The sequence below is a fragment of the Yersinia canariae genome (genome assembly GCF_009831415.1).
Lineage (GTDB): Bacteria > Pseudomonadota > Gammaproteobacteria > Enterobacterales > Enterobacteriaceae > Yersinia > Yersinia canariae.
Window position 1 is genome coordinate 2,472,629 of sequence record NZ_CP043727.1, and the last position, 25,139, is coordinate 2,497,767.

The following is a 25,139-nucleotide window of genomic DNA, read 5'->3' on the forward strand; positions in this document are numbered from 1 at the left end:
GATGGAATGTGAATGAACGCAGCACTGCTCTTAGTTGATTTACAAAAGATTTTTGTCTGGGTGGTGCGCTGGCGGTTACTGAGGGCGACGCACTGATTGCCAATCAAGCCATTAATGTAATGAATCAGTCCGGGGCAACGCTACAGTCATTGGCGCTGTTTATTGCCGAGATAAAGCAACTTAGCACTTGCTGACTCATCAGAAATAAATATCAACGGAGCCTAACTGGCTCCGTTTTTTATGCACTCGGACTGACTGACATTTGCGATTACTCCGGCTTCAACTTGACCAATGTCGGCTGACTGAATTGTTGCTTCAGTTCTTGCTTAGTTTTCATCACGATCTGACCATCGGTCCCAATACTCATATGCTGAGCATCCTCGTTATGACGCGCCTGCCACAACATTACCATTTGCAGGCTGTTCTCTTTCTGTTCCGGTGTCAGCGCCACACCATCTGGCCATTTACCCAGTTCCACCGCTTGCATCAAACGCTGGTATATTTCGGGCGTCATCACTGAAATCAGATCTTCAAGCTCCATCAGAGCATCCTCAGTAAACGAATAATAAGCTGAATCGATTTTTCATCGATGAAATGGTGATAATAAAGAGCCTTTAGCCCGCGGTTTGTTCACCATTTTGGTCATCAACAAAATTCAGTGATGCCGAGTTCACGCAATAGCGCTCCCCTGTCGGCTGCGGGCCATCAGGAAAAACATGCCCCAAATGTGCATCACAGTTGCCACAGCGGATCTCAATGCGATGCATATTATGAGAATAATCATCAATATAGCGGATAGATTCGGTATCCAGCGGCTGGTAGAAACTCGGCCAACCACAACCTGAATCAAACTTTGATTCGGAGATAAACAGCGGCTGATGACAGCACAAGCATTGGTAAACACCTTCGCGCTTATTATGCAGCAATTTGCCACTAAAAGGCGCTTCTGTCCCCCGTTGTTGGGTGACATGCCGTTGAATATCGGACAGTTTCTCACTATTTTTTGTAGAGTTCAGTTCTTTAGCCATTTGTGCGGTTCTCTGGCAGGGAATAAAGTCAACGAAAACAACGCCTAATAATAACAAAAAATTAACAACAAAGCAGTTAAAATTGTCCTAAACTGTATGCCATCAAAGCGGCAACAGTATAAATGTGATAAAAATCGCAAATCTTACTGATTATCACTTTAAACTGAATAATTCGCCCCAATATAAAAATGAGGCTAATCGTATCTGGAAACGCGTGATTAATGTTCGATCTACCGGCCTTGGTTTGATTTGTAGCAATAATTGACACGATTCCGCTTGACGCTCGGTAAGGTTTTTGTAATTTTACAACCAACCTTTTATTCACTAACAAATAGCTGGTGGAATATATGACTATCAAAGTAGGTATCAACGGTTTTGGCCGTATCGGTCGCATTGTTTTCCGTGCTGCTCAGGAACGTTCTGACATCGAGATCGTTGCAATCAACGACCTGTTGGACGCTGACTACATGGCGTACATGCTGAAATACGACTCTACCCACGGTCGTTTCGACGGTACTGTAGAAGTAAAAGACGGCCATCTGGTTGTTAACGGTAAAACCATCCGTGTTACCGCAGAGAGAGATCCGGCTAACCTGAAGTGGAACGAAGTTAATGTTGACGTAGTTGCTGAAGCAACTGGCCTGTTCCTGACCGACGAAACTGCACGTAAGCACATCGCTGCTGGCGCGAAGAAAGTTGTTCTGACTGGTCCTTCTAAAGACGACACCCCTATGTTCGTTATGGGCGTTAACCACAAGGCTTATGCTGGCCAGGAAATCGTTTCTAACGCTTCTTGTACCACTAACTGCTTGGCACCACTGGCTAAAGTTATCAACGACAAGTTCGGTATCGTTGAAGCGCTGATGACCACTGTGCATGCAACTACCGCAACTCAGAAAACTGTTGATGGCCCGTCTCACAAAGACTGGCGCGGCGGCCGCGGCGCATCCCAGAACATCATCCCTTCTTCTACCGGTGCTGCTAAAGCAGTAGGTAAAGTTATCCCAGAACTGAACGGCAAACTGACTGGTATGGCGTTCCGCGTTCCTACCCCTAACGTTTCTGTTGTTGACCTGACTGCACGTCTGGAAAAACCAGCTTCTTATAAAGAAATCTGTGCCGCTATCAAAGCAGCTTCAGAAGGCGAGCTGAAAGGCGTTCTGGGTTATACCGAAGACGACGTTGTTTCTACCGATTTCAACGGCGAAAAACTGACTTCAGTATTCGATGCTAAAGCAGGTATCGCGCTGAATGACAACTTTGTGAAACTGGTTTCTTGGTACGATAACGAAACTGGCTACTCAAACAAAGTTCTGGATCTGATTTCTCACATCTCCAAATAATGGATTGATGTAGATCTCTGCCAAAAGCCACTCTCGAGTGGCTTTTTTTATTATTTATCATAGATAAACTCACCACCCTGCCCATTTCATCACTCTAAAAAGTTGCGCGATATCAATGATTCACTACTACTTTATCGTCGATTGACTGCAAGATTTAAAGCCTGTGATATTATCGAAAGTCTGAAGTTCAATGGATCTCAAACTCCTTTTCTCATAAGGCCAAACGAATGAACGAGAAAGTATTCACCCTACCTGTTGTTGAACAAATTTCGCCTTACATCAGCTTACGCCAATTGGATGAACTGCCGGTTGTGGTCGTTTCCCACCCGAAAGTGCGTGCCGCAGTCAGCTTGCAAGGTGCTCATTTATTGGCGTATCAGCCTAGCGGTGAACAACCGGTTATTTGGTTGAGCAATAACACGCCATTTAAAGACGGCGTGGCTATTCGTGGTGGTGTGCCTATCTGTTGGCCTTGGTTTGGTCCATCAGCACAGCCTTCTCATGGTTTTGCTCGTTTGCTGCCATGGACTCTCAGCGCCCATGATGAGAATGAAAATGGGGTTATCCTAACTTTCACACTGGAAGATAGCGATGCCTCGCGCCAATTCTGGCCTCATCCATTCACTTTGATTGCCCGTTTCAAACTGGGCGAGGAATGTGAAATGGAATTAGAATCGCATGGTGATTACCAAGCGGTTGCGGCCTTGCATACCTATTTCCAGATTGGTGATATCAATCAAGTTAAAATCAGTGGATTAGGTGAGAAATACTTAGACAAAGTGCTGAAAGTTGCTGATGCGACTCAGCAAGGCGACTTGGTCTTTAACGGCCAAACTGACCGTATCTATACCCAACCAGAAGCCTATAGTCTGATAAAAGATGCTGCGCTGAAACGTACCATTGAAGTGCATCATCATCATCAAAGTGATGTGGTTGCATGGAATCCGGGTGCTGAAGTGGCGAGCGGCATGGTTGATATGCCCAATGATGGTTATAAAACAATGGTTTGTGTAGAAACTGCACGGGTGAATAAACCGCTGGTGGCGACACCTGATGCTCCTGCGCGCCTCGCCATGACCATTCGTAGCCGTAAAAATTCCCAATAACGGCTGACATTGCAGATACAAAAATGGGGCTTTAAGCCCCATTTTTATTGTTCGATACTGTGCGCGATGAATTAGCGGAAAGTATAAGTTACCCCAGTCCACAACACCCCAGTCCAGGATGCATCTACCATTGGGCTATTTTTCACTTCATTTGCCAGATGGATATAACGGCCAGTAAAGAAAGCATTCCAGTTTGGATTGATATTGTAATTAGCGGTCAACTCCAGATACGGTGACCAGCTATCATTTGGACTGTACTGCGACAAACCACTACGCGCGGACTCACCGCTGCTCACGCCATAGTAATAATTATTCTGATCTTCACTGTTCCAAGCAACACCCGCGCCCGGCGTCAGAGTCCAGCTATCAACATTAAAGCGGTAAAGATAGGCCAGATCACCGATAAAACCACCGCTGTTATCGAGTACGTCACCGGAGAACATTGCACGGATAGTCCCCCAATCCTCGATATGAGAATAAGACATCCCCGCCATCATGGTGCTGCGGCGTTTATCCAACTGCTTCATCTGCTGATCGTCACTGTCACCCGGTGTAAAGTGCAGTGGCAAATAATAAGCATCAATTGATAAACGATTGCTGTCATCCTTCCAGAGATAATAACCCGCGGCCAATGTACGGAAATAGAAATTATCACTTTCATAAGAAACGATAGGCACTGGGTAAACGCGGTCATTCTTACCACGATAAGGGTCAGGACTCACTAATGCGGATGCCCCGACAGACCATGTTCCCGCCATCGCAGTTGGCATACAAACTGCGGTAGCAACAGCCAATGCCGCCAGTGTTTTGACTTGCTTCGTTTTTATGTAATGTTTTTTCACGGATAAAATCCCTTTGGTAACAAAATCGTTAGTTAACTTAGTGTAAATCAATTGCTTGCCCGTGGCGAAATCTTTACATATTTCGGCCCGATATCACTATTACCTGTACAACTTATCGCCGATATACCACAAATTAACAACCTAAAAATTTACGTAGATTTGATTACAATAAAATAACAAGATATTCAAATAGATAATCTCAGCTAATCTTATATAAAACACTGCTAATGAAATAAAAAATAGATTTAATTACCAAATAATGGTTATTTATTGTACCAGGACTGGCAAATCTGTGGTTAATGTCAACTTGACCTTTATGAGAGACGCGACCATAACAATAAGGTAGTAGTTTCAAAATTTTAACCCAATAAAGCGCTACTATTATTTTATGTTCCCAACCATTCAAACAGGACGGGCATCGCTATGAACATATTTGATCACTATCGCCAGCGCTATGAGGCTGCCAAGGACGAAGAGTTCACACTGCAGGAGTTCCTCACTATCTGTCAGCAAGATCGCAGCGCGTATGCCAATGCGGCTGAACGTCTGTTGATGGCTATTGGTGAACCTGTCATGGTCGATACCGCGCTCGAATCCCGCATGTCTCGGTTGTTCTCAAACCGAGTTATCGCCCGTTACCCTGCCTTTGAAGAGTTCTATGGTATGGAAGAAGCCATAGAACAGATCGTTTCTTACCTTAAACACGCCGCCCAAGGGCTAGAAGAGAAGAAACAGATCCTGTATTTGCTCGGCCCAGTGGGTGGGGGGAAATCATCACTGGCTGAACGGTTGAAAGCACTGATGCAACGGGTGCCTATCTATATTTTAAGTGCTAATGGTGAGCGCAGCCCGGTCAATGACCACCCGTTGTGCTTATTCAACCCGCAGGAAGATGCGGCGATTTTAGCCAAAGAATACAATGTTCCTAGCCGTTATCTCGGCACTATCATGTCGCCGTGGGCGGCCAAACGCCTGCATGAATTTGGCGGTGACATCACCAAATTTAAAGTCATCAAAGTCTGGCCTTCTATTCTTGAGCAGGTCGCGATTGCGAAAACTGAACCCGGTGATGAAAACAATCAGGATATTTCTGCCCTGGTCGGTAAGGTTGATATCCGTAAACTGGAAAATCACGCCCAAAATGACCCCGATGCTTATGGCTATTCAGGGGCGTTATGCCGTGCGAACCAAGGGATTATGGAGTTCGTCGAGATGTTCAAAGCGCCTATTAAGGTGCTGCATCCCCTGCTGACCGCCACGCAGGAAGGGAACTATAACGGTACCGAGGGGATCTCCGCTCTGCCATTCAGCGGCATTATTCTCGCGCACTCTAACGAATCAGAATGGGTGACATTCCGTAATAACAAGAATAATGAAGCCTTCCTTGACCGTGTCTATATCGTCAAAGTGCCTTATTGCTTGCGGGTGTCAGAAGAGATCAAAATTTACGACAAGCTATTGAATCATAGTGAATTAACTCATGCGCCTTGCGCCCCGGGCACTCTGGAAACACTGGCACGGTTCTCTATTCTCTCAAGAATGAAAGAGCCGGAAAACTCCAGTATTTACTCCAAAATGCGGGTGTATGACGGCGAGAGCTTGAAAGATACTGATCCTAAAGCCAAGTCTTATCAAGAGTATCGGGACTATGCTGGGGTTGACGAAGGGATGAACGGCCTTTCGACCCGTTTTGCCTTTAAAATCCTGTCACGGGTGTTTAACTTTGACCATGCAGAAGTGGCAGCCAACCCAGTACACCTCTTTTATGTGCTGGAACAACAGATTGAACGCGAGCAATTCCAGCAAGATGTTGCAGAGAAATACCTCGAACACCTGAAAGGCTATTTGATCCCGAAATATGCCGAATTTATCGGCAAAGAGATCCAGACAGCTTATTTGGAATCCTACTCGGAATACGGTCAGAATATTTTCGACCGATATGTTATCTATGCCGATTTCTGGATTCAAGACCAAGAGTATCGTGATCCCGATACCGGCCAACTGTTTGACCGTGAATCATTGAATGCTGAACTGGAGAAAATTGAAAAACCGGCGGGTATCAGCAACCCGAAAGACTTCCGTAATGAAATCGTCAATTTTGTGTTGCGCGCCAGAGCTAATAACAATGGCCGTAATCCTAACTGGACCAGTTATGAGAAGTTGCGCACGGTTATTGAGAAGAAAATGTTCTCCAACACTGAAGAGTTATTGCCCGTTATCTCCTTTAACGCCAAGACCTCAACGGATGAGCAGAAGAAACATGATGACTTTGTCGATCGGATGATGGAGAAAGGTTATACCCGTAAACAGGTTCGTTTGCTGTGTGAATGGTATTTGCGGGTAAGAAAATCATCATAATCTGTTGACCGATTCACTACGGCATCGCAGGGTAGAGTTCCAATCGTTTTTGTGTTGTCGCAGTGTTGATATCAACACTGCGATAGCATGAAAGATGCGGGGGCAGAGGCAAAGTCGTTTGGGGGAGCTATGGGCTACTTTATTGACAGACGACTTAACGGCAAAAATAAAAGCATGGTCAATCGCCAGCGCTTTTTGCGCCGCTATAAGTCGCAAATTAAACAATCGATTTCCGATGCTATCAATAAAAGGTCAGTAACTGATATTGATAGTGGTGAATCAGTCTCGATACCTATTGACGATATAAATGAGCCGATGTTCCATCAGGGCCGGGGGGGATTGCGCCATCGGGTACACCCTGGTAATGACCATTTTGTCACCAATGACCGCGTCGAGCGCCCTCAAGGTGGCGGCGGCGGTAGCGGCAGTGGTCAGGGGAATGCCGGTCAAGACGGTGAAGGTGAGGATGAGTTTGTCTTTCAGATATCCAAAGACGAATACCTTGATTTGCTGTTTGAAGATCTCGCGCTGCCTAACCTGAAGAAAAATCAGTATAAACAACTGACTGAGTTTAAAACTCATCGTGCGGGTTATACCTCAAATGGGGTTCCGGCCAATATCAGTGTGGTTCGTTCGCTGCAAAATTCACTGGCTCGCCGCACTGCCATGACGGCCAGTAAACGGCGTGAACTGCGTGAACTGGAAGAAACACTTAAAGCTCTGGAAAACTCCGAACCGGCACAATTGCTGGAAGAGGAACGGGTACGTAAAGCTATTGCCGAATTAAAGCAAAAAATCGCCCGGGTACCTTTTATTGATACCTTCGATTTACGTTACAAAAATTATGAAAGGCGTCCGGAACCCTCAAGTCAGGCGGTCATGTTCTGCTTGATGGACGTTTCTGGTTCCATGGACCAGGCCACGAAAGACATGGCAAAACGGTTTTATATTCTGCTGTACTTGTTCCTGAGCCGTACTTATAAAAACGTTGATGTGGTTTATATCCGCCACCACACGCAAGCTAAAGAAGTGGATGAGCAGGAGTTTTTCTATTCGCAAGAAACCGGCGGGACAATTGTTTCCAGTGCGCTGAAACTGATGGACGAGGTAGTACAAGAACGTTATGACCCCGCACAATGGAATATCTACGCGGCTCAAGCCTCGGATGGTGATAACTGGGCTGATGATTCTCCGCTATGTCATGAATTACTGGCGAAGAAAATCCTACCTGTGGTGCGTTACTACAGCTACATCGAGATAACCCGCCGAGCCCATCAGACACTGTGGCGGGAATATGAAGACTTACAGGCTAAGTACGAAAACTTTGCCATGCAACATATTCGCGAGCCAGAAGATATCTATCCAGTCTTCCGTGAATTGTTCCATAAACAGACCGTTGATAATTAAATTTTTAAGACAGCCGGGAGTCTTTTTTGCAACAGAAATGGCTTTCCGGCTTTTTAATAGGCTAAAATCTCCACTCCCTCTTTCATTCTCAGAGTTTTCCCATGAAATGGCGTGATGGACTGCGACAACCGGGTGTATTGGCGGCATTAACGGCGGCAGTATTGTTTGGTGCAGGAACGCCCTTGGCGAAACAATTGCTGAATACAGTAAGCCCTTGGTTACTGGCGGGTTTGCTGTATTTGGGGTCGGGGGCAGGTTTGGCGCTCTATCGGCTGATAACTCGCCCGGCCCCAGTCAGCTTGCCGCGTCATGAACTTTTGTGGTTTATCGGGGCGATAACCGCAGGCGGAATTATTGCGCCGGTGTTATTGATGGTCGGCCTGACCGGCATGCCCGCATCGGGGGCCTCACTGTTACTCAATGCTGAAGGGGTATTTACCGCCCTGCTCGCCTGGTTTGCTTTCAAAGAAAACTTTGACCGCCGCATTGCCTTGGGCATGATAGTTATTGTGGCCGGTGCGGCTATTTTAAGCTGGCCGGGAGAAGCCCGTTTTGCGGGATTGTGGCCAACACTGGCGATTCTTGCCGCCTGTTTCGCGTGGGGGATTGATAACAATCTGACCCGAAAAGTCTCTCTGACAGATGCCACCTGGATTGCTTCGGTCAAAGGATTGGTTGCGGGCATGGTAAATCTTGGATTGGCCTTCGCCCTCGGCGCAACCTGGCCACCGCTGACTAACTTAGCCGGCGCATTGTTGGTCGGCTTTTTTGCCTATGGTGTAAGTTTGGCGCTGTTTGTTATTGGTTTACGCCATCTGGGCACTGCACGCACCGGAGCTTACTTCTCCATTGCGCCATTCTTAGGTGCCGCGCTGGCTGTGGTGATGGGGGATGCAATCACATTGCCGTTAATCATTGCGGGCGTGTTGATGACCATAGGGCTTTGGTTGCACCTGACTGAACAACATGAACATCAACACAGCCATGATAATTTAATACATGAGCACGAACATCGGCATGACGAACATCATCAGCATTCACATGAGTTCCCGGTCAATGAAAATGCGCCGCATAAGCACCCTCATCAGCATCAGCCAATGGATCACTCCCACCCCCATTTTCCTGACTCGCACCATCGCCACAAGCATTAGCCGTATATAAATCACCACGTTAGCGCATATTTTATTTAACAAATGTTAGTTTGGCATCCCCAAACAGGATAATTAGCCAATTAAAATCATTGGCTTGTGATGCCGACCAAATCACCTAAAATAAGAACATCCTTATTGTGGCTGTGTTGCAGAGATCACTGTGCGCTCCTTACTTATACTGATTTTATCATTATCATTTATTCCTCTTTGCCAAGCGGTTTATAATCCTAAAGAATATAATATTTGGCATATTCAGGGCGGGGTTTTGTACGGAGCAACTCAAACAGAAGATGAAGAACCGGTACTGATCAGTATTGCCGGCCCCACAACCCATTGGGCAAATATGGTGATTTCACTGATAAGCATTGAGCCTTGTGATACTCACAAAGTGACCACAGAGTTCGCATTCAATAATGATATGTTCACCGTCGAATATAGTTGCCTGACAACAGCAAGTCATACTGTCATAAGCTATACCCTGCATGATGCCGAAAAAGTCAATAAACTCTACAACCAACTAAAATCAGGTTTTACTGTCACGCTGGATAAGCGAATTAAAGTGTGGGCGGCCAATATTGGCTCCCCCATAAACAGTGACTGACAAGAGCTATCGTGTTATCTGTCATCAAGTTGGCTAAAACGTAGCTCCAGATAATCAAGTACTCTGCGCACCGAGGGCAACAAACCCCGTCGAGAGGGGAATACCGCATGGATAATCTCATGGCGCAGCGACCACTGTGGCAATAGCCGTATTAACTCGCCCGATGCCACAAGCTCCGTCACCATCATGACGGGAAGTTGTACCGCCCCGACCCCGCGTAATGCAGCACTGCGTAATGTGGTCATGTCTGCGGTCACCAGCCGTGGTTGATGATAGATTGCCGCGTGTGCCCCTTCTGGCCCGTCTAAATTCCAGATAAATTCCTGTTGGGGCTGCCCTAATCCCAGACTTGGCCAGCCCGTCAAATCAGCGGGGGCTTTCACCTCGCCTTGGTGCGCAATCAAGTCAGGACTGGCAACCAAACACTGACAACGATTACCCAAAATTTTCAACACCAGATCACTGTCTTGCAATGGTGGGGGCCGAACTCGAATGGCAATATCAATCGCTTCGGCGACCGGATCAACCTGTCGATTTGTTGATTCAAGGTGGATAGTGACCAGAGGGCAAGTGGCCATGAAATCTGCCAACATAGTGCTGACCGTGGCCTGTAATAATGCCACTGGGCAGGTAATGCGCACCACACCGCGTGGCTCCGCACGGGTTAAATCAATCGATTCCTGCGCGGCTTTGGCTTCTTCCAGCATTGCCTTGCAATGCTCATAATAAGTGCGCCCGACCTCAGTGACCGCAAAACGCCGGGTTGAGCGCTGAAGTAATCGTACCCCCAGCCGCTCTTCCAGTAAGGCCACTCGTCGGCTCAGTTTAGACTTTGGCACGCCAAGGACTCTCGACGCCGCACTAAATCCGCCGTGCTCGACTACCTCGGCATAATAATAGAGGTCATTGAGATCCTGCATACCCTGCCCCTCAGAGATTTATTGCCATCATTGTTCCAATAATAGAACAGTGATAACTAATTTTGCTATCTACTGCTTAGATTATCCCGAATATATACTTTACCCAATCTGTAGCCAAGTGAATAAAAGCACCTGGCGGCTATACTTTATTAATGATGTTGCAAGGAGATTACGATGAAAAAAGTCCAAGGCATTTATCGTGCGCCGCGCCAGCATTGGGTGGGTGATGGTTTTCCTGTGCGCTCACTGTTCTCGTATCAGAGCCATGGTAAACAGCTAAGCCCATTCCTGCTGCTGGACTATGCCGGGCCGATGGATTTTACCCCGACCACACAACGTCGTGGTGTCGGACAGCATCCACATCGCGGATTTGAAACCGTCACTATTGTCTATCAAGGAGAAGTTGAGCATCGCGACTCTACCGGCAAAGGTGGCGTTATTGGCCCCGGTGATGTGCAATGGATGACGGCGGGTGGCGGTATTTTGCATGAAGAGTTTCATTCAGATAATTTCGCTCAGCATGGCGGTGCTTTTGAAATGGTCCAGTTGTGGGTCAATTTACCCGCCAAAGACAAAATGACGGCTCCGGGTTATCAGGCGATTCGCAGTGAAACTATTCCTCAAGTGACATTGCCTGAAGATGCTGGCAACCTGCGCATTATTGCGGGTGAGTATGCCGGGAAAAATGGCCCAGCCAATACTTTCTCGCCGTTGAACGTCTGGAGTATCCAGCTCAATCAGGGCAAAAGTACCGAATTCTCACTGCCTGATGGCTGGAATACAGCATTGATTGTGTTGCGCGGTACTGTGCAGGTAAATGGTGATGCCGTGGCCCGTGATGCAGAAATGGTGCTATTGGACTCTGCTGGCAGCCATGTCACTATCGAAGCTAATAATGATGCAGTGCTATTATTACTCAGCGGTGAGCCAATCGATGAACCTATTATGGGTTATGGGCCGTTTGTCATGAACTCACAAGAGCAAATAGCCGAGGCTATTGCTGATTTCAACAGTGGCCGCTTTGGTTCGATAGATAATCACGCCTAACAAAGGCTCTCTCCACCATTGCCTGACGGCGATATCGTCAGGCAATGGTATTTAACTTTTCAGCAAATCCGCCATTTTCCTCCCCGGTTATCGACTAAACTTATTGCTATATACCGTGAATAGAAATAACACTGTCATAAATAAGACTGCCGTATTCTTTTAAACGTTGTTCTTTAATTCGCGTTTGAATATTTGTCATTAATCTTATTTTATTTATTAGTAAATAGTGATATTTCAATAGCGTCAGTCAGCATTTCACTTAAGCTGCATAACTGCCAAGCGATTATTTTTTATAGGAATTAATCATGAAAGAAAAAAAAACAGTAGAATGGCAGAGCCCTAAGCAATCTGATTACGATGAAAATAACGCATTATTAAGCGCCTTGGATCACTCATTGGCTATTATCGGGTTTGATCTTTACAGCCGTATTATTGAAGTTAATCAAAACTATCTCGATTATTTTGGCTATCAACGTGAAGAAGTTATTGGTCAACATCATTTAATGTTTTGCCATCCCGGTTATGCCGACAGCGAAGAATATCAAAAAATCAAAAAATGCTTACTCGCAGGGCAATCTCTGGAAGGACATTTTGAGCGATTACACAAAGATGGTTCAACAGTTTGGCTAGCCGCCATTTATCAGCCGGTTCTTGGCCCTGATGGCACAGTAACTCGCATGGTAAAAATCGCCAAAGATATTACCTTATTAATTGAGCAACAAAAGGCGACCCAAGAGCGGGTGCAACTGTTGACTCAATTAACTGACCGTAGCGACAGCGCAATGTTTATTGCCGCGAATAGCGAGCAAGGGCAGCAAGCTGTTTATATTAATCAGGGTTTCACCAAGCTGTTTGGTTATACCCCAGAACAGGCTCTGGGGCAGAATATGGTCGATCTGCTCCAAAATGAGCATCCTGAGCAACTTGCACTGATAGAGGCAAACTCGCCAGAAGCACGTCAGCGCCTGTTACCGAAAGAACTCTTTTACAGTAAAGACAGACAACCCCATTGGTGCTCGGCAGTCATTAACTCGTTGGCTAATGAGCAAGGCAAGCAAAGTTATAGCATTGGAGTATTAACTGATATCACCATGACCAAAATGTACGAAGTGCTGCAATATAAGGTATTGGAAGCACTGATTCTGGAGCGCCCACTCGACGAAGTTATGTCAATGCTCTGCCTCGAAGTTGAGCGCATCGCCCCAGAAGTCACTGCCAGTATTTTGCAGGCCACTGGGCCAAACCACCTTAGTCATCTCGCCGGCCCCAGTCTGCCACAGGCCTATACTGCGGTGATATCCAACATCCCCATTGGCTCCGTCGCTGGTTCCTGCGGTACTGCGGCATTTCGCAAGCAACCTGTCGAAGTCCAAAATATTGCCACCGACCCATTATGGGAGAATTACCGCCATTTGGTTTTACCTCATGGTCTACTGGCGTGTTGGTCAACCCCTATTCTCTCCAGCCAAGGGGCGATTCTGGGTACATTTGCTTTTTATTACAAAAAGATACAAAGCCCGAGTGAATTTCATCGCCAGTTGGTTAAGTTAATCGCCAATTTGTGTTCTCTGGCCATGGAGCGGGAACTATCACGCAAACAAATTCAACACTTAGCTTTCTATGATTCACTGACCGGGTTACCAAATCGCAGTCAGTTTCTGGTTTATGCCAAACAGGCCATCGCCCTGGCGGCAGAAATGCATTATTCACTGGCGGTATTGGTGATTAATCTGGACCGTTTTAAACAGGTCAATGACTCTCTCGGCCATGCTGCTGGCGACGAACTGTTGGCTGCAATTGCCCAGCGGCTGCGCGATAGCCTCCCCAAAAATGACATTATTGGCCGCCTGTCGGGTGATGAATTTATTGTTATCCTCTCCTCGTGCACCATGCAGCAAGCCACGATGAGAGTAGAAAGGATGCTCAGCCTGTTGTCCCAACCATGTCAAATAGCCAACACGAATATTATTCCTTCCGCCAGTGTGGGGATCAGTTTGTACCCCGAAAATGGCGTGGAGATGGATACACTGATGAATCATGCTGATGTCGCGATGCATAAAGCGAAAAATGCGGGGCGCGGCCAGTTCAGTTTCTTCAGTGTAGAAATGAATAATCTCAATCAACAACGCCAGGATATGGAAGATGCGCTGCGTCATGCATTCCATATCGGCTCCCTTGAGTTATTTTATCAGCCGCAAGTGATGCTCAAAGACGGCCATCTGTATGGTGTCGAGGCCCTGAGTCGTTGGAATCACCCCATACTGGGCAATATCCCGCCGCAGCGTTTTATTCCTATCGCCGAAGAAAGTGGCCTTATCAACGAACTTGCGCTCTGGGCAATTGAGACCGCCTGCCGCCAATTAGCCGACTGGCGTTTACGGGGGATTGATGTGCCGTCGGTATCCGTAAATTTATCCCCAACCAATTTCCGCAACCCAGATTTAGCCGACATAATTTCGCATATCTTGCGGCACTATCATTTACCGCCACAGGATCTCACCCTGGAAATTACCGAAGATATCTTGATTGAAAATAACCCAATAATTTTCACCACTATCAAAAAAATTCATCGGCTGGGCATTCGGATATCAATGGATGATTTTGGCACGGGCTATTCCAGTCTCAGTTATCTGCGCCGACTGGATCTCGATGAAATTAAACTGGATAAAAGCTTCGTCCATGATCTTGAATATGATGAAACCAGCCGAACCCTGAGTGAAGCGGTGATACGCATTGGTGAAAGCTTGCAGTTGTCAGTCATTGTCGAGGGGGTAGAAAACGAAGCCCAGCGCACCTTATTAAGCCGCCAAGGCTACCTGATAGGTCAAGGATTCTTGTTTTCTGAGCCATTGCCCCCAATCAAACTGGAGAAATGGTTAGAGAATCGCATGACAAGTAGCTGATGAATAACAAGAGATATATCATAAATTGTAGTAACCTATTGGCAGACTTAAGCACTAATAAGTGACACCGTCACTATCGTCAGGTTGGGCGCAGTCCAACCTTTTCATCTGCCAGTAAATTCTTTATCCTTGCTGGCTTTGTCATCTGGATGTTGTTTTGTTGTTATGCAAAAATTTCTTTTCCTGCTGTTAACCCTGATTTTACTTGGCCCTTTGGGCATCGACCTTTACCTGCCGACAATTCCCGCCATAGCCAAGGGGCTAAATAGTAGCGAGTCGTTGATCCAATCCACCATTGCCCTGTTTATTCTGGTGCTGGGTGTTGGCCAGCTAATTGCCGGGCCATTGGTTGATAAATATGGCCGTAAACCCATTGCCATCATCGGCATCATCCTTTACATGCTGGGTGCGGCCATGGCTGCATTAGCGGTTAGCCCCTTCATGTTTGTCAGCTCCCGTCTGTTACAAGGCGTGGCCGTCTGCTGTACGGCGGTGGTGGCATTCAGTGGCGTGCGTGACCGTCTTAACGGCAATGAGGCGGCCCGTGCTTTTGGCTTTCTCAATGGCACATTGAATATCGTCCCGGCACTAGCGCCCTTATTGGGCGGTTTACTGGCCGAAGCTTTTGGCTGGCGAGCGCCATTCTGGTTCCTGGCGCTGTATGGGCTGTTAGTCCTGATTCTGGTCATTTTTTTCCTCCCAGAAACGCGCCCGGCAGATACGCAACCGGTGAAGAGTTTGCCCGTAAAAAACTACCTGCGTATTTTGCGTGATGACCGCTTTTTGATTTTCTCACTGGTCAATGCCGGGGCAATGGGTATGGCCCTGACTTATGTCTCGCTGGCACCTAATGTCCTGATGGTCGGCGCGGGATTAAGCCCTCTACAATTCTCATTGGTTTTTGGTGCGAATGGTTTTTGGATTATGGCAGTGAGCTTCTTCGCCAACAGGATTATCCAAAAAGTGGGTCGCCCAACCTGCCTGATGACCGGCAGCGTATTGATGGCTCTTGGCTGTTTCGGTCTGTTATATGGCCTGGGATTACCGCCAGAAGTGCAACAACACTGGCTCGTTTACATGTTGCCAGTCGCCAGTGCCTGTGCCGGTTTAGCCTTTATGATGGGCCCAGCCACCAGCTATGCGCTGGAGCCTTATGCCAATGAGGCCGGTGTTGCCTCTGCCTTAGTAGGATTTGTGCAAATGGCGGGGGGGGCCGGATTGGGTCTGTTGGCGATGGCCTTGCCGATTGAACCTAAATTATCACTGGCCATCGTGATGCTGACGGGTTGTCTACTGGCCTGGCAGGCACGTCGTGCCAGTAAACATGTCCGTGGTAACTTACAGAAAATAAACTAAAATTTCACTGTGTGCGCTCGGTCGTGACATTTATCCGGGCTGCCAGCGCACACATCAACTCGTACCCCACGGTTCCGGCGGAATTTGCCACATTATCGATAGGCACATTTTCGCCCCATATTTCGACTTTGCTGCCAATCTGCGCGTGTGGACAAGGTGTTAAATCCACCGTAAGCATGTCCATCGAAATCGACCCCACCGTGTGAGTCAATATGCCGTCGACCATTATCGGTGTTCCGCTGGGCGCGACGCGAGGATAACCATCGGCATACCCACAAGCCACCACACCAATGCGCTGCGCACTATTAGCACGATACCGACTGCCATACCCCACACTTTGCCCTGCCGATAAAGATTGCACCGCAATAATCTCACTGTGCAAACTCATCACTGGCCGTAAACCCAGCCCTGCAATATCAGCGATATCGCCACTGGGTGACGCGCCATATAGAATAATCCCCGGGCGCACCCAGTCGTAATGGGTTTGCGGATGACGTAATACCGCCGCCGAGTTAGCAAAGCAACGCGGCGCGGGAATATGCCCACTGGCGTGTTGAATCTGAGCAAATTGCTCCTCTGCGCCGATTGAATTATCCGCATTGGCAAAGTGACTCATTAATGTCACTTCGCCGACATTACTGAGGCTTTTCGCCCATTGCCACACAGCTTCCGCCTGCCCGACAGGAAACCCCAAACGATTCATGCCGCTATTGAGTTTCAAGTAAATATTCAGCGGAGCCGCCAAACGTGCAGCTTTAATTGCCTCCAATTGCCAATCACTGTGGACAGAAGTGGTCAGGCGATAATGGTCCAGCAGCACTAAGTCCTGCGGCTGAAAGAAACCCTCAAGCAGTAAGATTGGCCCTTTCCAGCCCTGCTCTCGCAGCAAGATTGCTTCATTTAAATCCAGTAAGGCAAACCCGTCGGTTGCCACCAGCCCCGGCCAAATACGCGCTAATCCATGACCATAAGCATTAGCTTTAACCACCGACCAGATTTTAGCGGTTCCGGTATGTTGACGAACAATACTCAAATTATGGTGCAGTGCTGATAAATTCAGCGTGGCCGATATTGGGCGAGGCATACTTATTCCTTCCAGAACAATATTCAGTTGTTGTTATCACTAGCCATTATTGTCAGAAAAATTTCACCCGAAATAATCCCAATTGCAGCGGCCTCGCAGCACATAACCGGGCTGAGTAATTCACTCAGCCCAAGCACATACAGCTTGAAATATCAGGGATATACATTAGCGAACAGGATGAATGTCGTGTAATGGCGTGACATTCAGTGGCCGAAAGCCCGCGCGATAGCGCGACACCGCAAGATCATCCGCCAGAATGGCTGGACGCCTGCCATACATTATATCGGCCAATAATTGACCTGAACCGCATGCCATCGTCCAGCCCAGCGTTCCATGACCTGTATTGAGGTAGAGATTCTTAAGTGAAGTTCGGCCGACGATAGGCGTGCCATCCGGTGTCATCGGGCGCAAACCGGTCCAAAACGTGGCCTGACTGATATTGCCGCCGTGGGGATACAAATCGCCAACAACCATTTCCAAGGTTTCCCGTCGCGCTTGTTCCAGTTGCATATTGAACCCCACAATTTCTGCCATGCCGCCAACCCGAATGCGGTCATCAAAACGTGTAATGGCAATCTTATAGGTTTCATCCAGCACAGTAGAAAATGGCGCGGAAGCCGGGTCGATGATAGGGATGGTCAGGGAATAACCTTTTAGTGGATAAACCGGAATCGACACCAACCCCGCCAACAAAGCGGTAGAATAAGCGCCAAAAGCCACCACATAAGCATCCGCTTTCATAATATCATCGCCGCACAACACACCCGCGATTTGATCGCCATCCACCAGCAATTTATCCACCGAGCGATTAAAAATAAATTTCACCCCAGCCTGTTCAGCCATTTTGGCCAGCCGCTCAGTAAACAACTTACAATCGCCGGTTTCATCATTAGGGAGACGCAAACCGCCGGTGAGTTTATGGGCAACTTTTGCCAATGCGGGTTCCACGGTAGCCAATTGATCCGCGGTTAATAATGAATACGGCACCCCGGCATCATCCAATACCGCAATATCTTTGGCGGCATTATCAAATTGCTGCTCGGTGCGGAATAATTGCAGTGTCCCGCCCTGACGCCCTTCATATTGAATGCCGGTGTCTTCGCGCAGGTCTTTTAAACAATCACGGCTGTACTCAGCCAGCCGCACCATGCGGCTTTTGTTGAGTATATAGTGGGATGTATCGCAGTTTCTTAGCATTTGCCACATCCAGCGCAACTGGGCAGCACTGCCATCAAGATGAATAGCCAACGGCGCATGGCGCTGGAACATCCATTTAATGGCTTTCAATGGAACGCCGGGAGCCGCCCAAGGGGCCGCATATCCGGGAGATATCTGGCCAGCGTTGCCTGCGCTGGTTTCCTGAGCTGGCCCGTCCTGGCGGTCAATCACCGTGACATCATGCCCATCTTTGGCTAAGTACCAAGCGCTGGCCACACCCACCACACCACTTCCTAAAATGACAACACGCATATCATCTCCCACACCCAATACGCATCAAAAGCATAATATTCTGTTGACAGAAAATTAACCCAGCAGAAAAAACTATCCAACATATTAATTATAGACTGTGACTTTATTCACAATTAATTTACGTCCTAATGACTTTTCAATTCAATAGCAGGAGGGAAATAGCGATAAGATGCTATTTTCAGCCCGTTAAACGAAAGAATGACTGAGAAATGCACCGATTATCCCTATTAACAGCATGAATAATTAGCATGTTGCGGAAGTCGACTTTATTGGTTTTATATTCCAGTAAATGGGCGATTATTCAGAACAATAATCCAATTAAATCTTTTTTAAGATAATTGATTCTGCCGGTAAAAAATAATCTAAATTAAAGTCTATGAGCATCGTCAAGAAACCTGTCGTGTAAAAGATGACGGATATTCATTGACATAAGGTCTTGCCATGCCTCAGTTTGTTCATATTGAGCTAGGATTATTGAAGTGACCAGTATTTTGCAGGGTTTTAAAACCGTGAGGATGCGCTAATGACAACTTCAACATCGAAACACACCGCGCAAGATAAGCGCCTGACTGACGGCCCGGACTGGACATTTGAATTGTTACAGGTCTATCTGGATCAAATAGACAGGGTGGCAAAACATTACCGGCTCGATACCTACCCCCACCAGATAGAGGTCATTACCTCAGAACAAATGATGGATGCCTATTCAAGTATTGGCATGCCAATCAATTATACCCATTGGTCTTTCGGTAAAAAGTTTATCGAAACCGAGCAAAAATATAAGCACGGTCAACAGGGATTGGCCTATGAGATTGTGATTAACTCCAATCCTTGCATTGCTTATTTAATGGAAGAAAACACCATTACCATGCAAGCCTTAGTCATGGCTCACGCCTGCTACGGCCACAATTCTTTCTTTAAAAACAACTATTTATTCCGGGCATGGACAGATGCCAGCTCTATCGTTGATTACTTGTTGTTTGCCCGTCATTACATCAGTGAATGCGAAGAGCGCTATGGTGTAGAAGAGGTTGAGCGACTGCTGGACTCTTGCCATGCGCTGATGAATTATGGTGTTGACCGCTATAAACGTCCGCAAAAAATTTCGCTGATTGAGGAAACCGCTCGCCAAAAAAGCCGGGAGGAGTATCTGCAAAGTCAGGTCAACTCATTGTGGAAAACATTGCCGCGTAAAGATAGAGAAGAAGTGCAAGCCCAAGCTCAGCGCTACCCGAGTGAACCACAAGAAAATCTGCTCTACTTTATGGAGAAGAATGCGCCACTGTTAGAGTCCTGGCAGCGGGAAGTGCTGCGGATCGTGCGCAAGGTAAGCCAGTATTTTTACCCGCAAAAACAGACTCAAGTGATGAACGAAGGCTGGGCCACTTTCTGGCACTACACCATCTTGAACCATCTGTATGATGAAGGTCGGGTCAGTGATAGGTTTATGATGGAGTTTTTACATAGCCACACCAATGTTGTGTATCAACCGCCGTATAACAGCCCTTATTACAATGGGATAAACCCTTATGCCCTTGGGTTTGCCATGTTCCAGGATATCAAGCGTATCTGTCAGTCGCCGACCGAGGAAGACTATTACTGGTTCCCAGATATTGCCGGTAAAGATTGGCTGGATACATTGCACTTTGCCATGCGCGACTTTAAAGACGAAAGTTTCATTAGTCAGTTCTTATCACCGAAAGTGATGCGCGACTTCCGACTCTTTACTGTGTTGGATGATGATAAGAATAACTATCTGGAAATTTCGGCCATTCATAATGAAGAAGGCTATCGCGCTATCCGCAATGAACTGTCTGCTCAATATAATTTGAGTAATCATGAGCCTAATATTCAGGTCTGGAATGTTGATCTGCGAGGGGATCGTTCTCTGACACTGCGCTATATTCCCCATGACCGCGCACCATTGGATAAAAGTCGCCAACAAGTTATGAAACATATTCATCGTTTATGGGGATTTGATATTCATATGGAGCAACTCAATGATGATGGCAGTATCGAACTGCTCGACAGTATTCCACCGAGAGTTAATAAGCTCTAATACCGGCAGCGATACTTAGCTGGGATATCAATAAGAAAGGGGCGCTATAGGCCCCTTTCCTTTTGCTTTGCATCGCCTTCTAACGGCGAGCTTCAGCCAAATCGCTTGGCATGGCGCTCTGCATACTGTGCCAGATTGCACCGCTCTCTTTACCATAAGTGCGCAGGCAATCTAACACTTGGTCATGGGCTTTCTCATCACAAAGTGTCGACAACTGACTATAAAACGTCAGAGCCAACTTACGCGCCTCGGGATTCGAGAAATAGTAACGCCCAACACGAGTATAAAGCCCTTTCATACCATTCAGGATCAAGCCGTAGATAGGGTTACCTGAAGCAAAAGCCAAACCACGGAAAATGCCGTAATCCAGTGCAGTGAAAGACTCTGAGTTATCATCAACCGTTTGCGCTTGTGCCAGAATTTCCTGCGCCTTTTCCGGATGATTACGAATAGCCGTCCGGACAAAGATTGTGGCGATGTTAGTTCGAACAGCCAGTAAGTTGTCTATCAACTGCGGAACGCTGTCATGGTCAAGCCGCGCCAGTGTTTCCAAAATATTAAGACCGGACGTCTCCCAAAAGTTGTTTACTTTCGTCGGTTTACCGTGCTGAATAGTGAGCCAGCCATCGCGGGCTAACCGTTGCAGCACTTCGCGCAATGTTGTGCGGGTAACTCCAATTAGCTCTGAAAGTTCACGCTCCGCGGGCAAAATTGTGCCTGGAGGGAAGCGATTATTCCAAATACTTTCAATAATATACTCTTCCGCGAAACCGGCAGGACTTTGCGCCTTTATAACCATATTTTTTGACGTTCCGTAGCGATACATATCAGCAATTTAGTGCGCTCATCATACCAGACGACTGTATTCTGATATAGCTCCAGAGCCGAACAAATGGTGAAAGCAGTCATAAAGTTGCAAAAATTGCGCAGATGGAATGATGAACAGATTATACATATTGCTTTTAGGCCAATAACGTAAAGTAAAATGTAACCTTGAGCAGTAATAGCGCCATAATAATTTATCAAGGAGACCATAGCTCACGATGGATATGACCATTAGACAAGCTGTACTTAGAAATTTTCTGGGTAATTCACCTGATTGGTACAAGCTGACAATTATAGGATTTCTCGTCATTAACCCGTTGGTATTCTTTTTTATCAACCCTTTCGTTGCCGGTTGGATGCTGGTTATTGAGTTTATCTTTACACTGGCAATGGCGCTGAAATGTTATCCATTACAACCTGGCGGTTTATTGGCGATTCAGGCCGTCGCTATCGGCATGACCAGCCCACATCAGGTTGCGGAAGAAATTGCTAATAACCTCGAAGTCCTGTTGCTGCTGGTGTTTATGGTGGCTGGCATCTACTTTATGAAGCAATTGCTACTGTTTATTTTTACCAAACTGCTGCTGAGCATCCGCTCAAAAATCATTCTCTCATTGGCTTTTTGTGTGGCTTCCGCATTCCTTTCAGCCTTCCTCGATGCCTTGACGGTTATTGCCGTCGTCATTAGTGTTTCTGTCGGTTTTTATACTATTTATCATCATGTAGCTTCAAATCATACGGATAAAGATATCAATGATGACAGTTGGATAGACAGTCAGGAAAATCGCAAAACACTGGAACAATTCAGAGCATTTTTGCGCAGCCTGATGATGCATGCCGGTGTAGGGACGGCCTTGGGTGGCGTCATGACCATGGTCGGTGAGCCACAAAACCTGATTATCGCCAAAAGTGCCGGTTGGCATTTCGGTGATTTCTTCATGCGGATGCTACCGGTCACCTTGCCAGTGCTGTGCTGCGGGCTATTAGTTTGCATGTTGGTCGAGCGTTTTAAGCTGTTCGGCTATGGTGCGGCGCTACCAGAACGTGTCCGTCAGGTTTTGACCGATTATGATAAACAAGCCAGTGCGAAACGAAACCGGCAGGAGAAAGTAAAACTGCTGGTTCAAGCGCTGATTGGGGTTTGGCTGGTTCTGGCATTGGCATTCCATTTGGCAGAAGTCGGTTTGGTGGGCTTGTCAGTGATAATCCTCGCCACCTCTTTCTGCGGCATCACCAGTGAACATGCGCTGGGTAAGGCTTTTCAGGAAGCATTGCCCTTCACCGCCCTACTTACCGTGTTTTTCGCTGTGGTCGCCGTGATTATCGAACAAAGCTTATTCACTCCGATTATCCAGTTTGTTTTGCAATCCTCGCCATCAGCCCAGTTATCCCTGTTTTATCTGTTTAATGGTTTGTTATCTTCAGTTTCTGACAATGTTTTTGTCGGCACCGTGTACATCAATGAAGCGCGAAAAGCCTTTGAATTGGGGATTATCTCACTTCAACAGTTTGAATTATTGGCCGTTGCTATCAATACCGGTACCAACCTGCCCTCTGTTGCAACACCTAATGGACAGGCCGCGTTCTTATTCCTGTTGACCTCAGCACTCGCCCCGTTAATCCGTCTATCCTATGGGCGAATGGTCTACATGGCATTGCCTTATACTGTCGTGATGACGGGGGTTGGTCTGCTCGGTGTTGAGTATTTATTAGTTCCGATAACAGAGTGGATGATGCAAAGTGGCTGGATAAGTTTGCCTCATATTGCTGCGGGGGTTAGCATTACACACTGATTGCTTGCATTATAGTACGCGCCAGCCCTCTGTTTTTCCTCTCTCTGCGAGGTTAAGGTGGGCTGGCAAAACAAACCAATATCTCACCCAAAGCAAAATTCATGCTCGTGGTGGTGGTCATACGCGAGAAATAACTGATTTTTGCCTAATTTTACCCTTGGGTAGCTGGCAGCAAAGATGAATTGGTTTACACTGCCAGTACAATTGCTTACTGCATGGAAAATAAAGATATGTTGCAATTCCTTAACCGCTGCTCTAAAGGGCGCGGTGCTTGGCTATTAATGGCCCTGACTGCACTTGTATTAGAATTGGTTGCGCTCTATTTTCAGCACGTGATGCTGCTTCAGCCTTGCGTTATGTGTATTTATGAACGGGCCGCATTATTGGGTATTCTTGGTGCATCACTGCTGGGTGCTATCGCGCCTAAATCCCCTTTGCGCTATCTGGCTATTTTTGTCTGGATTTACAGCGCCTGGAGAGGTGTTCAGTTAGCGTGGGTGCATACGATGTTGCAATTGCATCCGTCACCTTTCACAACCTGTGATTTCTTTGTGAGCTTCCCTTCATGGTTGCCACTAGATAAATGGTTGCCTGCTATTTTTGTGGCCAGTGGCGATTGCTCGGTAAAACAGTGGGAATTCCTGTCTCTGGAAATGCCACAGTGGTTAGTGGGCATCTTTGCCGCTTATCTGCTTATGGCCGTATTAGTGCTAATCAGCCAGTTTGTTAAGCCGAAAAGACGCGACCTGTTCAGCCGATAACTTCCATACATATCTTTATCTATTTAAGGCGCCCTAAATGTGGCGCCTTTTTTATATTCATTACACAACAAAAAAGGCTGCCAGATGGCAGCCTCATTACACCATAGTTATCAAAAAACTAGGCTTTGGTATGCGTACAAATATACTGGCTGGCTTGCTCACCATCAACAATCGCCAGACGAATTGGCATGCTAGAAATGTTAAGGGCCGCAATAACTTGCTCTTGATTATTTGCCTTCTGGAAAATTAATGACTCTCCCTGACCTTCAGGATTAACTTTAACAAACTGAAAGACTGACTTATCAATGGTCAGTTGCTGATTAGGCCCATCCAATACAGCAGAAAGGCTACCGCCCTCTTTCAATTCGCAATCAAGATTAATTAATGAAGTCCCAGCGGCCTGAACCTGATGTGAAACACTACCTAAAGTAGCGGATATGCCGATGATGACAGCGGCTAAAGTTGAATATTTCATTTTTAAGTTTCTTGGTTAAATTTCGGCGTTAGTATGCCATATCTGGCTTATTAATGGGGCCCATTATCTGGCCCACTGCGGTTTATTCAGAATATGGTCTTGCCAGTCAATCACTTCACTCTCTCGCACAGCAATGTGACGTACCGAAATCCGCTCACCATGCATGGCAGATTTTGAACCTGTTAATAATGGATGCCAATGGGGTAAACCATGACCTTCACCAATTAAACGATATGCACAGGTCGGGGGCAACCAATCAAAAGTCACCAAGTTTTCGCGGGTTAACTTGATGCAATCTTCTTCTAATTCAAAGCGGCGCTCATAGTGACGACATTGACAGGTTTTAATATTGAGCTGATCACAGGCCACATTAGTGAAATAGATCTCGTCAGTGTCTTCATCTATTAATTTATTCAAACAACATTGCCCGCACCCGTCGCACAGTGATTCCCATTCGCCATCAGACATTTCAGCGAGTGTTTTTTGTTGCCAAAAAGGAAGTTGTGACATGACGATATCCGGTGTAGTTAATAAATATAGGGTTAAATGAGCGGGCCGTTATAGACGTTTTGGCTACCAGATGCAAGTTTTGCCGCCTGAGCAAGAACAC

The 25,139-nt window shown here is 46.8% G+C and carries 21 protein-coding genes and 1 pseudogene; 13 read left to right on the top strand and 9 right to left on the bottom strand.

Features of this window, described 5'->3' with window-relative positions; all coding sequences use genetic code 11:
* Window positions 1-12: 12 nt before the first annotated feature.
* A pseudogene (locus tag F0T03_RS21900) lies at window positions 13-113 on the top strand (bifunctional nicotinamidase/pyrazinamidase); the annotation flags it as partial.
* Window positions 114-268: 155 nt separating this feature from the next.
* Here the strand turns inward: F0T03_RS21900 and F0T03_RS11355 are convergent.
* Both F0T03_RS11355 and msrB read right to left on the bottom strand, forming a co-directional pair.
* A complete protein-coding gene (locus F0T03_RS11355) occupies window positions 269-541 on the bottom strand; it encodes a YeaC family protein (RefSeq protein WP_083163662.1) in 273 nt (90 codons plus the stop codon).
* 73 nt (window positions 542-614) lie between these two features.
* The gene (msrB, locus tag F0T03_RS11360; protein WP_145556863.1) at window positions 615-1,028 is read right to left on the bottom strand and encodes a peptide-methionine (R)-S-oxide reductase MsrB; all 414 of its coding nucleotides are present in this window, start codon (window positions 1,026-1,028) and stop codon (window positions 615-617) included.
* Between the two features lie 347 nt (window positions 1,029-1,375).
* On the opposite strand from msrB, the gene gapA reads away from it, so the two are divergent.
* Both gapA and F0T03_RS11370 read left to right on the top strand, forming a co-directional pair.
* Complete coding sequence (gene gapA, locus F0T03_RS11365) at window positions 1,376-2,371, top strand: glyceraldehyde-3-phosphate dehydrogenase (RefSeq protein ID WP_002224141.1); 996 nt, start codon at window positions 1,376-1,378, stop codon at window positions 2,369-2,371.
* A 227-nt stretch (window positions 2,372-2,598) separates the two neighbouring features.
* A complete protein-coding gene (locus F0T03_RS11370; protein ID WP_145556864.1) occupies window positions 2,599-3,477 on the top strand; it encodes a D-hexose-6-phosphate mutarotase in 879 nt (292 codons plus the stop codon).
* 71 nt (window positions 3,478-3,548) lie between these two features.
* Here the strand turns inward: F0T03_RS11370 and F0T03_RS11375 are convergent, their stop codons facing one another.
* A complete protein-coding gene (locus F0T03_RS11375; RefSeq protein WP_145556865.1) occupies window positions 3,549-4,319 on the bottom strand; it encodes a MipA/OmpV family protein in 771 nt (256 codons plus the stop codon).
* 423 nt (window positions 4,320-4,742) lie between these two features.
* On the opposite strand from F0T03_RS11375, the gene yeaG reads away from it, so the two are divergent.
* From yeaG to F0T03_RS11395, 4 genes are all read left to right on the top strand, one after another.
* Window positions 4,743-6,677, top strand: a complete 1,935-nt coding sequence (yeaG, locus tag F0T03_RS11380; RefSeq protein ID WP_019079537.1) for a protein kinase YeaG — start codon at window positions 4,743-4,745, stop codon at window positions 6,675-6,677.
* Between the two features lie 129 nt (window positions 6,678-6,806).
* Window positions 6,807-8,084, top strand: coding sequence for a YeaH/YhbH family protein (locus F0T03_RS11385; protein WP_145556866.1), 1,278 nt, complete (start codon window positions 6,807-6,809; stop codon window positions 8,082-8,084).
* A gap of 101 nt (window positions 8,085-8,185) precedes the next feature.
* Complete coding sequence (locus F0T03_RS11390) at window positions 8,186-9,235, top strand: DMT family transporter (RefSeq protein ID WP_159678411.1); 1,050 nt, start codon at window positions 8,186-8,188, stop codon at window positions 9,233-9,235.
* 265 nt (window positions 9,236-9,500) lie between these two features.
* On the top strand, window positions 9,501-9,836 hold the full coding sequence (locus F0T03_RS11395; RefSeq protein WP_246169887.1) for a hypothetical protein: 336 nt from the start codon (window positions 9,501-9,503) through the stop codon (window positions 9,834-9,836).
* Between the two features lie 14 nt (window positions 9,837-9,850).
* Here the strand turns inward: F0T03_RS11395 and F0T03_RS11400 are convergent, their stop codons facing one another.
* The gene (locus F0T03_RS11400; RefSeq protein ID WP_159678413.1) at window positions 9,851-10,756 is read right to left on the bottom strand and encodes a LysR family transcriptional regulator; all 906 of its coding nucleotides are present in this window, start codon (window positions 10,754-10,756) and stop codon (window positions 9,851-9,853) included.
* Between the two features lie 174 nt (window positions 10,757-10,930).
* Between F0T03_RS11400 and F0T03_RS11405 the strand changes: the two genes are divergently transcribed.
* From F0T03_RS11405 to F0T03_RS11415, 3 genes are all read left to right on the top strand, one after another.
* Window positions 10,931-11,803: a pirin family protein gene (locus tag F0T03_RS11405; protein WP_145556870.1), complete on the top strand. Its 873-nt coding sequence runs from the start codon at window positions 10,931-10,933 to the stop codon at window positions 11,801-11,803.
* A gap of 305 nt (window positions 11,804-12,108) precedes the next feature.
* Complete coding sequence (locus tag F0T03_RS11410) at window positions 12,109-14,706, top strand: bifunctional diguanylate cyclase/phosphodiesterase (RefSeq protein WP_159678415.1); 2,598 nt, start codon at window positions 12,109-12,111, stop codon at window positions 14,704-14,706.
* Between the two features lie 165 nt (window positions 14,707-14,871).
* Complete coding sequence (locus F0T03_RS11415) at window positions 14,872-16,062, top strand: multidrug effflux MFS transporter (RefSeq protein ID WP_145556872.1); 1,191 nt, start codon at window positions 14,872-14,874, stop codon at window positions 16,060-16,062.
* A gap of 4 nt (window positions 16,063-16,066) precedes the next feature.
* Here F0T03_RS11415 and dadX read toward each other — a convergent pair whose 3' ends face one another.
* Window positions 16,067-17,146 (bottom strand): catabolic alanine racemase DadX, encoded by a 1,080-nt coding sequence (gene dadX, locus F0T03_RS11420; protein ID WP_159678417.1) that lies wholly within the window; start codon window positions 17,144-17,146, stop codon window positions 16,067-16,069.
* A 165-nt stretch (window positions 17,147-17,311) separates the two neighbouring features.
* Window positions 17,312-18,616, bottom strand: a complete 1,305-nt coding sequence (locus F0T03_RS11425; RefSeq protein ID WP_145556874.1) for a D-amino acid dehydrogenase — start codon at window positions 18,614-18,616, stop codon at window positions 17,312-17,314.
* 523 nt (window positions 18,617-19,139) lie between these two features.
* Between F0T03_RS11425 and F0T03_RS11430 the strand changes: the two genes are divergently transcribed.
* Window positions 19,140-20,675, top strand: a complete 1,536-nt coding sequence (locus F0T03_RS11430) for a SpoVR family protein (protein WP_145556875.1) — start codon at window positions 19,140-19,142, stop codon at window positions 20,673-20,675.
* A gap of 79 nt (window positions 20,676-20,754) precedes the next feature.
* Here F0T03_RS11430 and fadR read toward each other — a convergent pair whose 3' ends face one another.
* On the bottom strand, window positions 20,755-21,474 hold the full coding sequence (gene fadR / locus F0T03_RS11435; RefSeq protein ID WP_145556876.1) for a fatty acid metabolism transcriptional regulator FadR: 720 nt from the start codon (window positions 21,472-21,474) through the stop codon (window positions 20,755-20,757).
* Between the two features lie 244 nt (window positions 21,475-21,718).
* Here fadR and nhaB point away from each other — a divergent pair, with 244 nt between their 5' ends.
* Both nhaB and dsbB read left to right on the top strand, forming a co-directional pair.
* Window positions 21,719-23,293, top strand: a complete 1,575-nt coding sequence (gene nhaB / locus F0T03_RS11440) for a sodium/proton antiporter NhaB (RefSeq protein WP_145556877.1) — start codon at window positions 21,719-21,721, stop codon at window positions 23,291-23,293.
* 230 nt (window positions 23,294-23,523) lie between these two features.
* Window positions 23,524-24,054 (top strand): disulfide bond formation protein DsbB, encoded by a 531-nt coding sequence (gene dsbB, locus F0T03_RS11445; protein WP_145556942.1) that lies wholly within the window; start codon window positions 23,524-23,526, stop codon window positions 24,052-24,054.
* A gap of 118 nt (window positions 24,055-24,172) precedes the next feature.
* Here dsbB and F0T03_RS11450 read toward each other — a convergent pair whose 3' ends face one another.
* Both F0T03_RS11450 and F0T03_RS11455 read right to left on the bottom strand, forming a co-directional pair.
* The gene (locus F0T03_RS11450; RefSeq protein ID WP_145556878.1) at window positions 24,173-24,529 is read right to left on the bottom strand and encodes a hypothetical protein; all 357 of its coding nucleotides are present in this window, start codon (window positions 24,527-24,529) and stop codon (window positions 24,173-24,175) included.
* Window positions 24,530-24,592: 63 nt separating this feature from the next.
* Window positions 24,593-25,039 (bottom strand): YcgN family cysteine cluster protein, encoded by a 447-nt coding sequence (locus tag F0T03_RS11455; RefSeq protein ID WP_159678419.1) that lies wholly within the window; start codon window positions 25,037-25,039, stop codon window positions 24,593-24,595.
* Between the last annotated feature and the right edge of the window lie 100 nt (window positions 25,040-25,139).